At 71.1% G+C, this 11118-nt stretch carries 10 protein-coding genes; 5 read left to right on the top strand and 5 right to left on the bottom strand.

The window, feature by feature from the left end; translation table 11 throughout:
• Positions 1-566 precede the first annotated feature (566 nt).
• The 3 genes from AOK15_RS24995 (at position 567) to AOK15_RS25005 (ending at position 3974) form a co-directional block, all read left to right on the top strand.
• A complete protein-coding gene (locus AOK15_RS24995) occupies positions 567-2324 on the top strand; it encodes a trypsin-like peptidase domain-containing protein (RefSeq protein ID WP_167738850.1) in 1758 nt (585 codons plus the stop codon).
• A 213-nt stretch (positions 2325-2537) separates the two neighbouring features.
• Positions 2538-2993 carry a sec-independent translocase gene (locus AOK15_RS25000; protein WP_055520594.1) on the top strand — a complete coding sequence of 152 codons (456 nt, stop codon included), beginning with the start codon at positions 2538-2540 and terminating at the stop codon, positions 2991-2993.
• Positions 2994-3302: 309 nt separating this feature from the next.
• Positions 3303-3974 (top strand): hypothetical protein, encoded by a 672-nt coding sequence (locus AOK15_RS25005; protein WP_055520596.1) that lies wholly within the window; start codon positions 3303-3305, stop codon positions 3972-3974.
• 166 nt (positions 3975-4140) lie between these two features.
• On the opposite strand, the gene AOK15_RS25010 is transcribed toward AOK15_RS25005, so the two are convergent.
• From AOK15_RS25010 to AOK15_RS25020, 3 genes are read right to left on the bottom strand one after another with little or no spacing between them, the layout of a single operon-like run.
• Positions 4141-5274 (bottom strand): Mrp/NBP35 family ATP-binding protein, encoded by a 1134-nt coding sequence (locus AOK15_RS25010; protein ID WP_055520598.1) that lies wholly within the window; start codon positions 5272-5274, stop codon positions 4141-4143.
• A gap of 43 nt (positions 5275-5317) precedes the next feature.
• Positions 5318-6001, bottom strand: coding sequence for a DUF1003 domain-containing protein (locus AOK15_RS25015; RefSeq protein WP_055520603.1), 684 nt, complete (start codon positions 5999-6001; stop codon positions 5318-5320).
• The gene (locus AOK15_RS25020) at positions 5991-7280 is read right to left on the bottom strand and encodes a magnesium transporter MgtE N-terminal domain-containing protein (RefSeq protein WP_055520605.1); all 1290 of its coding nucleotides are present in this window, start codon (positions 7278-7280) and stop codon (positions 5991-5993) included. The genes AOK15_RS25015 and AOK15_RS25020 overlap by 11 nt, the downstream gene beginning before the upstream one ends.
• A gap of 256 nt (positions 7281-7536) precedes the next feature.
• Between AOK15_RS25020 and AOK15_RS25025 the strand changes: the two genes are divergently transcribed.
• Entirely contained in the window at positions 7537-8286 is a 750-nt protein-coding gene (locus tag AOK15_RS25025; RefSeq protein WP_055520607.1) for a hypothetical protein, read from the top strand.
• Between the two features lie 99 nt (positions 8287-8385).
• Here AOK15_RS25025 and AOK15_RS25030 read toward each other — a convergent pair whose 3' ends face one another.
• Together AOK15_RS25030 and AOK15_RS25035 are read right to left on the bottom strand one after the other, a co-directional pair.
• Positions 8386-8925, bottom strand: coding sequence for a hypothetical protein (locus tag AOK15_RS25030; protein WP_055520609.1), 540 nt, complete (start codon positions 8923-8925; stop codon positions 8386-8388).
• 41 nt (positions 8926-8966) lie between these two features.
• Entirely contained in the window at positions 8967-10091 is a 1125-nt protein-coding gene (locus AOK15_RS25035; protein ID WP_055520610.1) for a magnesium and cobalt transport protein CorA, read from the bottom strand.
• Positions 10092-10661: 570 nt separating this feature from the next.
• On the opposite strand from AOK15_RS25035, the gene AOK15_RS25040 reads away from it, so the two are divergent.
• Positions 10662-11118, top strand: a 457-nt coding sequence (locus tag AOK15_RS25040) for a suppressor of fused domain protein (RefSeq protein ID WP_055520614.1), incomplete at its 3' end; no start/stop codon positions are given.

Genomic DNA, 11118 nt, shown 5'->3' on the forward strand with positions numbered 1-11118 from the left:
CGACGCGGAGCGCGGACAGTGGTGACGCGCACAGTGGTGACTTCGAGCTGGAGCGGCCGATCTCCGCGGGCCCGGGGAGGGGCGCCGAAGCGACGACGACTCCGAGCGTCGACGCGGGCGGGACGGCACCGGCGACCGTGGGCGCACACGTCCAGGCGGACGAGACGACCACACGACTCGTCCTGGAGAAGAGCGCGCCCACGACTGACGAAACGACTCCGCTCCCGTGTCACGAGGCGCCGACGACCTTGGCCGAGGCGGGGCCGGGGGAGCAGCAGGGCCTGCCGGAGCCGATGGGTGCCCCAGGCCCCACAGAAGGCCCGGCAACGGCCGTGGAGCGCCCCAAGCCGCTGCACGACCCGGATCCCTACAGCACCCCGCCCTACGGCGAGCCCGGCCCTTGGGCGCCCGCACCACCGGTCCAGCACCCGGCGACAACCCCGGCGCACGGCACGACCGTTCAGCCGGGGACGCCGGGGCACGGTGTACCAAGCCCTGCGGCGGCTCCGCCGACAGGTGCGAGCGTCCCGGCCGCCGCACACCCGGAGCCCGGCGCGGCGACCACGATAGTGGCGCCCCATGCCGCCGAGCCCGCCCCGCAGCCTGCCCACTCGACCAACGGCACGCACGCCACGCCGGCCGCGCCCGCGCCCGCGCCTTACGGGAACGAGGCCCCGCAGCCGTACGCGGACCCGTCCCGCCCCGGCGCCAACGCGCCCGCGCCCTATGGGGACGGCTCCCCGTCCGCCCCCGCGCCCTACGGGGACGGCTCTCAGTCCGCCCGACCGCCGTACGGGGACGGCTCTCAGCCTTCAGCCCCGTCTCATGCGGACGGCTCGCACCCTGTAGTGCCCTCGCATGCGGACGCCGCGCACTCCGTGGCGCCCTCGCATTCGGGCGCCACGCACTCCGTGGCGCCCCCGTGCTCGGGCGGCTCCCACCCTGCGGCGCCTCCGTATGCCGGCGGCTCCCAGCCCATATCGCCGCCCGCAGCGCATCCGTACCCGGACGGCCCTCAACCTCCTTCGCCGGTCCACCCGGACGCCTCCCGGCCCGGCGCCCCAGCCGCCCCCTACGCGGACTCGTCGCAGCCCCCCTTCGGGGATGCTCCCCAGGGGGCCTCCCCGGCGCCTCGGGATCCCTGGCAGAGCTACGACCCGTGGTCCGCGTCGGGGTCGTTGCAGCAGAACGGGGCCGGTGTCGACGACATGGCGCGGCGGCGGAAGCGGGGGATGAAGATCCTCGTGCTGGGAGCCGTGGTGATCGCGCTCGTGTCCGGCGGTGTCGGCGGGGCCGTGGGGGCGTATCTGGAGCGCAACGGCGGGGTCGGCGAGGTCGAGCTGCCGCAGGCCGACGGCGGGACGACCGGGCGCGCCCCGGACAGCGTCGCCGGGATCGCCGCCAGCGCGCTGCCCAGCGTCGTGACCCTCCATGTGAGCGGCTCCGACGCGCAGGGCACCGGCACCGGGTTCGTGCTCGACAAGCGGGGCCACATCCTCACCAACAACCACGTCGTGGAGCCCGCCGGGGACGACGGCGAGATCACGGTCACCTTCAGCGGCGGTGAGACCGCCGACGCCAGCCTGGTCGGCCGGGACAGCGGATACGACCTCGCCGTCGTCAAGGTGTCGGGGGTCGACGGGCTGAAGCCCCTGCCGCTCGGCAACTCCGACGACGTGCGGGTCGGCGACCCGGTCGTCGCGATCGGCGCCCCCTTCGACCTCGCCAACACCGTCACCTCCGGCATCATCAGCGCCAAGGAGCGGCCCATCACGGCCGGCGGGGACGGCGGCGACCGCAGCGACGTGTCGTACGTCGACGCGTTGCAGACCGACGCGCCGATAAACCCCGGCAACTCCGGTGGCCCCCTCGTCGACGCCAACGCCCGGGTGATCGGCATCAACAGCGCCATCCGGTCCGCGGGCAGCGGCTCCGAGTCGGACGGCGGCCAGGCCGGTTCGATCGGCCTCGGATTCGCGATACCCATCAACCAGGGCAAGCGCGTCGCCGAGGAACTGATCAACACGGGCAAGGCGACGCACCCGGTGATCGGCGTGACCCTCGACATGGACTACTCGGGTGACGGCGCCCGTGTCGGCGACGACAGCGACGGCACCGTGAAGAAGGGCGGCCCCGCCGACCGGGCGGGCATCCGCGCGGGTGACGTGATCACCGAGGTCGACGGACAGCGCGTCCACTCCGGCGACGAACTGATCGTCAAGGTGCGCGCCCACCGGCCCGGTGACCGGCTCGAACTCACCCTCCGGCGGGGCGGCGGGGAGCAGAAGGCCACCCTGACCCTGGGCTCCTCCGACGGGGGCTGACACCGGCGCGCATGACAGCAACGTCACAGGAGGGGGAGCCGTGCCCCCTCCTGTCAGGCAAACAGCTGGGAAAACCCGTGGCGTGACCATGGTCCGGGGCCGCCCGACAGTACCGGTTCGACAGCATCGCCGGGTACCGTGGACCCGGCCCGGACCACGGAAGACCTGCCGAGGCCCGCGGATCGGGACCGAGGACATCGCAAGGAGCTTCAGGTGTTCAATGACATAGGTGCGCTCGAGGTGGTGACGCTCGTCGTCCTCGCCGTGCTCGTCTTCGGTCCGGACAAGCTCCCGAAGGTGATCCAGGACGTCACGCGGACCATCCGGAAGATCCGCGAGTTCTCGGACAGCGCCAAGCAGGACATCCGCAACGAACTCGGCCCCGAGTTCAAGGACTTCGAGTTCGAGGACCTCAACCCCAAGACGTTCATCCGCAAGCAGCTGGACAACGACGAACTGGGGCTGAAGGAGATCCGCAACGGCTTCGACCTGAAGAAGGAGATGGCCGAGCTGACGGACGCGGTCCACGGCCGGGAGTCCGAGTCGTCGTCCTCCGAGTCCGTCGTCGGCACCTCCCCCTCCGGGTCCGGCGGATCCGTCGACATGACCAAGAAGCGCGAGAAGCTCGAACTGGAAGAGCGCCCGCCGTACGACCTGGATGCCACCTGAGCCGACCGCACGGTCGCCCGCCCGAGCCGCGCCGCCCGATGTCGTCCGCACGGCCTCCCGCCTGCGCCTCCGCTCCGTACATCCGTGTGCTGCCACGCCCCGTACGTGACGCGATTCATACCGCCACACGCCCTCGTGCGGCCCGAAGCCGCCCGTACACCGTCCTACGCGCCGGGCGCTTTCCCTGCTGCTCGGAGTGCTGTGGCTATGCTGCCCAGTTGTTGTGCGGACCGTAAGGAAAGCGAGCGCGACGCCCGAGAGGGGGGCGGGCCGCTCCGGTCCGTCGAGAGCGAGGAGGCGTCCGGGCACATGGAGACGACGAGTCGGGTAGGCGCGCAGGCGTCGGCCGCGGAGGGCGGACAACAACTGCCCTCCGCCCGACGCACGGTCGACGGCTACCTGCTGGCGCCCTTCCCTTGGTATGGCCTCGACGAGGCCTTCACGGGGCCGCGCTGGCTGATGCAGGTCGGTACCTCGGCGGAAGGCGCCGTCGAGCACGGTTCGGTCGGACACGGCGACGAGCCCTCGGTCCGCAACGAGTTCACCGCGGTCACGGAGGACGACCCCAAGGAGCGGTTCGCGGTCGTCGTGACCGTCGCCGCCAACGACGTACGGCGCAGCGCCGACGGCACGGGTCTGCTGGAGGCCACCTCGGTCTCCTCCGCCGCCTGGCTGGCCGGTGTGGGGCTGCTGTCCTTCACCTGGCCCGGGCAACTGGACCACACCCTGAGAGACGACTGGCTGGACCAGCAGACGGAGACGGCGTGGGTCCTCGCGGACGATCTCGCCGGACCCGACTGGTCGACGCTTTCCCTGCCGGTGGACGGCGTCCCCACGCCCTTCCACTACCGCGAGTCCGAGTTCGGATGGGTGCTCGCCGGCTCGACCCAGGAAGGGGTGCACGTGGGGGCGTACGGGCGCGGGATGAGCGCGTACGGCCTCGGCTTCGCGATGATCAAGGACATCGCGACGTACGCCTGACGGGTTCCACGTACGCCTGACGGGTTCCACGTACGCCTGACGGGTTCCACGTACGCCCGACGGAAAGGACGTACGCCCGACTGGAAAGACAGGGGGCACCGCGTCGAATGACCCGCGGTGCCCCGTCAACGCGCCCGAGAAGCGCTCTCCGGCTTCGGCCGGCGCCCTAGAACTTGTTCCTCGGGGTGATGCCCAGGCTCATGCCCGACAGGCCCCGCTGACGGCCGCCCAGCTTGCCGGCGATGGCCCGCAGGGCCGCACCCGCCGGGGAGTCGGGGTCGGAGAGCACGACCGGCTTGCCCTCGTCGCCGCCCTCACGGAGACGGACGTCGATCGGGATGCTGCCGAGGACGGGCACCGCGGCACCGGTGGTGCGGGTGAGACCGTCGGCGACGGCCTGGCCACCGCCGGTGCCGAAGACGTCCACCATCTCGTCGCAGTGCGGGCAGGGCAGGCCCGCCATGTTCTCGACCACGCCGACGATCTTCTGGTGGGTCTGGACCGCGATGGAGCCGGCGCGCTCGGCGACCTCGGCCGCCGCCTGCTGGGGGGTCGTCACGACGAGGATCTCCGCGTTCGGGACCAGCTGCGCCACCGAGATCGCGATGTCGCCGGTGCCCGGCGGGAGGTCCAGGAGCAGGACGTCCAGGTCGCCCCAGTAGACGTCCGCGAGGAACTGCTGGAGGGCGCGGTGCAGCATCGGGCCGCGCCAGACGACGGGGGTGTTGCCGGGGGTGAACATACCGATCGAGATGACCTTCACACCGTTCGCGGACGGCGGCATGATCATGTTCTCGACCTGGGTGGGGTGGCCGTCGGCGCCCAGCATGCGCGGCACCGAGTGACCGTAGATGTCGGCGTCGACCACGCCGACCTTCAGACCGTCCGCGGCCATCGCGGCCGCCAGGTTCACCGTCACCGAGGACTTGCCGACGCCGCCCTTGCCGGACGCGACGGCGTAGACGCGGGTGAGCGAGCCCGGCTTCGCGAAGGGCACCTCGCGCTCGGTCTGGCCGCCGCGCAGGGCGGACGCCAGCTCACGGCGCTGCTCGTCGCTCATCACGTCCAGCTCGACGTCGACACGGGTGACGCCCTCGACCCGTGCGACCGCCTCCGTCACGCGCTGCGTGATCGTGTCCCGCATGGGGCAGCCGGAGACCGTCAGGTACACGGCGACCGCGACCGCTCCGTCCGCACCGATCTCCACCGACTTGACCATCCCCAGTTCGGTGATGGGACGGTTGATCTCGGGGTCGTTCACCGTCGACAGTGCCTCGCGCACCGCGTCTTCCGTAGCCATAGAGACGATGGTACGGCGACGCGCGGGGCCCCTGGGAGCCCCGTCAGCGGTCGTCCATGTCACGCCCGCCCGGGCGCTCCGGCGGGAATAGGGTCCTCGTCCCGCGATGCCCGTCGCCGTCGCGCTCGTGCAGCTCCTTGACCAGGTCCTGGAGCTCGGAGCGCAGCCAGTCGCGGGTGGCGACCTCACCGAGACCGATCCGCAGGGCCGCGATCTCCCTCGTCAGATACTCGGTGTCGGCGATCGACCGCTCGTTCTGCTTGCGGTCCTGTTCGAGGTTGACCCGGTCGCGGTCGTCCTGCCGGTTCTGCGCGAGGAGGATCAGCGGGGCCGCGTAGGAGGCCTGGAGGGACAGCATCAGGGTCAGGAAGATGAACGGGTAGTTGTCGAAGCGCAGGTCCCGCGGGACGGAGACGTTCCACACCACCCACAGGATGATCACGACGGTCATCCAGACGATGAACCGTCCGGTGCCCAGGAACCGCGCGATCCGCTCCGAGAGCCGCCCGAAGGCCTCCGGGTCCCATTCGGGCAGGAACCTCGCCCGGCGCGGCAGGGGCTGGTCGAGACGGGTTCGCGGGCGCGCGGTGGCCCCGGCGGGGACGCGCTCCCGCGGAGGCGCCCCGGAGGACGGCGTGCGCTCGCGCGTCCCCGCCCCCGCGTGTGCCCGCTCGCGCCCTCCGTCCCGCCCGTCACGCCCGTGGCGCTCGGAACGCTCAGGAACCATGGGCGGCCCCCTCCACATCGTCGTCGTCCAGATGGAACTCCGTCTCCCGCCAGTCCTCCGGCAGCATGTGGTCCAGCACGTCGTCCACGGTCACCGCGCCCAGCAGCGAGCCGCTCTCGTCGACCACGGGCGCCGCCACCATGTCGTACGTGGCGAAGAACCCGGCCACCTCGGGGAGCGCGGCGTCCGGGTCGAGCGGCTGGAGGTCGTCGTCGAGGATCGAGCTGACCAGGGTGTACGGCGGGTCGCGCAGCAGCCGCTGGAAGTGGACCGTGCCGAGGTACTTCCCCGTCGGCGTCTCGTCGGGCGGCCGGCACACGTACACCTGGGCGGCGAGGGCCGGGGACAGATCGGGGTTGCGGACCCGGGCCAGCGCGTCGGCGACGGTGGCGTCGGGGCGCAGCACGATCGGCTCGGTCGTCATCAGACCACCGGCGGTCTTCTCCTCGTACGCCATGAGCCGCCGTACGTCCGCCGCCTCGTCCGGCTGCATCAGCGTCAGCAGCCGCTCCTGCTCGGCCTCCGGCAGCTCGGCCAGCAGGTCGGCCGCGTCGTCCGGGTCCATGGCCTCCAGGACGTCGGCGGCCCGCTCCTCCTTGAGCTTGCCGAGAATCTCGATCTGGTCGTCCTCCGGCAGCTCCTCCAGCACGTCGGCGAGCCGGTCGTCGTCGAGGGCGGCGGCGACCTCGGCCCGGCGCTTGGGGGAGAGGTGGTGCAGCACGTTGGCGAGGTCGGCGGGGCGCAGCTGCTCGAAGGTCGCGAGAAGGTTCTCGGCGCCCTGTCCGTGCTCCTCCAGCGAGAACCCGGTGACGGCCGACCACTCCACGGTCAGCGTCTCGCCCTTGTGCCGGCGGAACGCGCCGCCCTTCCCCTTGCGGACGAACACCCGGTCGATCTCCCAGTCCCGGCGGGCCGGCAGCTGCTGCACGGAGATGTCGAGGACCGTGACCTCCTCACTCGTCTCCACGAGCCGTACGCGGCGGTCCAGCAGCTCCCCGATGACGAGCCGTTCGGTGGGCCGCTGCTCGAAGCGGCGCACGTTCATCACGCCGGTGGTGATGACCTGACCGGACTCGATGCCGGTGACCCGCGTCATCGGCAGGAAGATGCGGCGCCGCGTGTGCAGTTCGACGACCAGGCCGAGCAGTCGCGGTGGCTTCCGTCCGACCCGCAGTATGGCCACGAGATCGCGGACGCGGCCCACCTGGTCGCCGTTCGGGTCGAAGACCGAGATTCCGGAGAGGTGGGAGACGAAGATCCGGGGCGCCACCGCCGCCATGAGCCGCCCCTTTCCTGCGTGTTGGTGCCGTGTTGGTGCCGTGTTGGTGCGAGAGCCGTGTGCTCTCCGGCTGCGTGGGTCTTTCGCGACAATCAGGCGAGCCATACGGGATTTGTCGGACGAGGAGGGCTTCAGGCTAGCCCGTCCCGATCGGATATGCCCTGGTGAGCGGTGCGGACGGACTGCCTCCGTGGCACCCCGTGAGCCCCGGTACTCTGCGGTAGGCCTGGACTCCCCACGAAGAGGTGCATCGTCTGTGACTCCGACTCCCCGTACCCGAAGGGCCGCACTGGTGGGCGCCGTCTGCACCCTCGTGGCGAGCGGGCTGGGGCTCACCGGGTGCAGTGAGGATCCGAACGAGGGGACCAACGGGGTCGGCAGACTGACCCCCGAGAAGATCCAGACCAGGACGAAGGCGGCCGCCACGGCGGCGGACACGGTCCGGCTGGCCGGATCCGTCGTCAGCAACGGCAAGACCTACAAGCTGGACGTGCGCCTGAAGGAGGGCGGCGGCACGGGCTCGGTGACCTCGGGCGACACGACGTTCCGGCTGCTGAAGGTCGGCGAGCACCTCTTCCTGAAGGCCGACGCCGAGTTCTGGGACCACGAGGACGGCGGCAAGAACGACGCCGACTCCGACGCGGCCGCCGCGGACAAGCTCGACGGCATGTACGTCAAGGTCCCCACCGGCGACCCGGCCTACCAGCGGTTCAGCGGCTTCACCGACAAGAACGTCCTCCTCAACAGCCTGCTGACCCTGCACGGCACCCTCTCCACCGACGGCCACCACGAGCAGTCCGGCACCCGCACCATCCGCATCACCGGCGACAAGGGCGCGGGCGGCACCCTCGACGTCTCCCTGGAGGGCACCCCCTACCCCCTCCGCCTGGTCCGCGCCGGCGACGCGGGCACCATCCTTCTCACCGACTGGGGCAAGAACTTCCCCCTGGAGGAACCGGACAAGAAGTCGGTGGTCGACTACGGGAAACAACTCCCGACGTCCTAGCCGAACCCCTTCAGGGGCACGGGGAAACTGCGCGACCAGCCCGGACGAACCCGCAGCCGCGGACGGACGCACGCCCTCTGCCCGGTAGGCGAGCGCCGACTACTTCCTGCGCCTCTTGAACAGCAACCGGGGCAACCCGGCCGGCACCGGCTGACGCGTCGTCGCCGGCGTCGGCAGCGGAGCCCGCGCCAGATCGCCGTCGGGCAACGGCGCTGTCGTCCCCGTCGGCTCCAGCCGGAGCACCCGGCACTCCCGCGCCCACCGCTCCGGCATGGCCTCACCGTCGGGCGCGTTGAGCCGCTTCCCCTTGAGCTCGGCCACGGCCGCGTCCCACTCGGGCGACCGGGGGGCCAGCTCCACGACCGTGGCGTCCCAGGTGACGAGCCGCCCGCCCTTGTCCTTGCTGCGCACGGTCACCACGGCCGGGCCGCCGTCGACGAGCCCCGGCAGCGGCTGCTCCCCCGGCCCGTCGCCGACCAGGCACACCGCGCCCTCGTGCCAGACGTGCCACAGCGCCCGCGACGGCACTCCGGGCCCCTGGGCGTGCGCCGACGGATCCCCGCCGCCGCTCACCCAGATGAGCCCGGACTTCTTGGTGGCCTCCTCGACGAGGGCCCGGTCGAGCAGCTGTTCCGTCATGCCGTCAGCCTAGGCCCTGGTCGCTCGGCGGCGCCGGGCGGCTACAGCCACCCGTTCCGCTTGAGCGTGCGGTGGATGCCCAGACAGAGCGCCACCGTGATGCCGAGGACCATGGGGTAGCCGAACTTCCACTGCAGCTCCGGCATGTACTTGAAGTTCATGCCGTACACCCCGCAGACCATCGTCGGTACGGCGATGATCGCCGCCCAGGAGGTGATCTTGCGCATGTCCTCGTTCTGGGCGACGGAGGCCTGCGCCAGGTTCGCCTGGAGGATCGAGTTGAGGAGCTCGTCGAAGCCGACGACCTGCTCCTGCACCCGGGCGAGGTGGTCGGCCACGTCGCGGAAGTACTTCTGGATGTCCGGGTCGACCAGCCGCATCGGACGCTCGCTCAGCAGCTGCATGGGCCGCACCAGCGGCAGCACCGCCCGCTTGAACTCCATGACCTCACGCTTGAGTTGGTAGATACGGCCGGCGTCGGTGCCCCGCGGCGTGCCCTTGCGTCCGGGGGAGAACACCTCCGTCTCCACCTCGTCGATGTCGTCCTGCACCGCGTCCGCGACCGCCACGTAGCCATCGACGACATGGTCGGCGATGGCGTGCAGCACGGCGGAGGGGCCTTTCGCGAGCAACTCCGGGTCGTCCTGCAGCCGGTGACGGAGCGCCCGCAACGAGCCCTGGCCGCCGTGCCGGACGGTGATGAAGAAGTCCCGTCCGGTGAAGCACATCACCTCGCCGGACTCCACCACCTCGCTGGTGGCGGTGAGTTCGTCGTGCTCGACGTAGTGGATGGTCTTGAAGACGGTGAAGAGGGTGTCGTCGTAGCGCTCCAGCTTCGGCCGCTGGTGCGCGTGCACCGCGTCCTCCACGGCCAGCGGGTGCAGCCCGAACTCGGCCGCGATACCGGCGAATTCGGCCTCGGACGGCTCGTGCAGGCCGATCCACACGAACCCGCCGTCCCGGCGCACCTGACGGATCGCCTCGTGCGGGGCGAGGGTGCGCTCGAACGTGACGCGCGCGCCGTCACGGTAGACGGCACAGTCGACGACGGCCGTGGTCGCCTCCGCGGGGCGGGTGGCGTCGTACGCGGCCCCGTCCTTGCGCAGCGACAGCCGGGACGGCCGGGAGGGGCGGACCGCGGCGCGCAGGTTGTTGATCATCGACATGGGCAGACTCCTTCGCAACGAAAGGCCGCCGACGACGGTTGGAACTACCCGGAATGAGGACGTTTTGACTTCCGATGTTTGGCACGTCCACAAAGCGGGGAGCACCGCACCGTCGCGGTGACAGCTTCGCTTGATTCAGATCGGCGACGTCGGATCGATGAGGTCTGATCGGCGACGGCTGATCGGTGATGGGATCAAGGCGGTAAAGAAGTGCTCTTCCGTTGCGCGACGACCGACGAGCGGCACGGCGCGAGTGAGGGTGGCAGCCAAGCAGAGAGCTGACGCGAGAGCTACGTGACTCAGCGGTCGGAAGAGCGGGTGGTACTGCACGGTCGACTTCGGTCCATCGCAGCCCCACCTCCTCCGGCCGGTCCCTCGTAAGGGACGTTCCATACCCCATCCGGGGTTCCCCGTAGGGGAGTCAGTTCTCTCTGGCCGGGACAAGAGGGCTTGAGAGCGACGCTTCTGCGTGCTGCCCGCGTGCTGTTCCGACCGGCGCCCCAGACTAACAGTCGACTGAAGTGTCAAGGCGCCCGTTTGCCGGTTCCTGACGAGTTCTATGCTCGGTTCATGGTTGATGTTCTTCCGTTGGTGGAAGCCCGTTTGCGCAGCGCGCTGGGCGAGCCGGACGCGCGCGCCGCGGTCACCTTCCTCGGTACGGACCGCATCGAGGTGCTCCGTTTCACCGACGGCGACGTCGTCCGCTACGCCACGCTCGGCATGTCCGCCCAGCCGATGGCCGACCCCACCGCGGTCCTCGCCGACCCCGTCAAGGGCCCCCGCGCCGAGCTCGTCCTGTCCGTACGGCACGGGATCGCCGACACCGACAAGGTGCTCCGCCCCCTCGCCGTGCTCGCCGCGTCACCGCAGGTGGAAGGTGTGGTCGTGGCACCCGGCGCCTCCCTCGACGTGGGCGATCCGCTGTGGCCCGGCGCCCCCTTCACCTCGGTCCTCGTCGCCGAGTCCGGCGGCCTGGTCGAGGACCTCGAACTGGACGCCCCCGCCGACCCCGTACAGTTCCTCCCCC

Source organism: Streptomyces ossamyceticus (assembly GCF_001418475.1).
GTDB lineage: Bacteria > Actinomycetota > Actinomycetes > Streptomycetales > Streptomycetaceae > Streptomyces > Streptomyces ossamyceticus.

Bases quoted from the DNA above. Each gene is read 5' to 3' on its own strand.
- AOK15_RS25005 (WP_055520596.1), top strand. From the start codon at position 3,303: ATGGAGACGACGAGTCGGGTAGGCGCGCAGGCGTCGGCCGCGGAGGGC.
- AOK15_RS25010 (WP_055520598.1), bottom strand. From the start codon at position 5,274: ATGGCTACGGAAGACGCGGTGCGCGAGGCACTGTCGACGGTGAACGAC.
- AOK15_RS25015 (WP_055520603.1), bottom strand. From the start codon at position 6,001: ATGGTTCCTGAGCGTTCCGAGCGCCACGGGCGTGACGGGCGGGACGGA.
- AOK15_RS25020 (WP_055520605.1), bottom strand. From the start codon at position 7,280: ATGGCGGCGGTGGCGCCCCGGATCTTCGTCTCCCACCTCTCCGGAATC.
- AOK15_RS25030 (WP_055520609.1), bottom strand. From the start codon at position 8,925: ATGACGGAACAGCTGCTCGACCGGGCCCTCGTCGAGGAGGCCACCAAG.
- AOK15_RS25035 (WP_055520610.1), bottom strand. From the start codon at position 10,091: ATGTCGATGATCAACAACCTGCGCGCCGCGGTCCGCCCCTCCCGGCCG.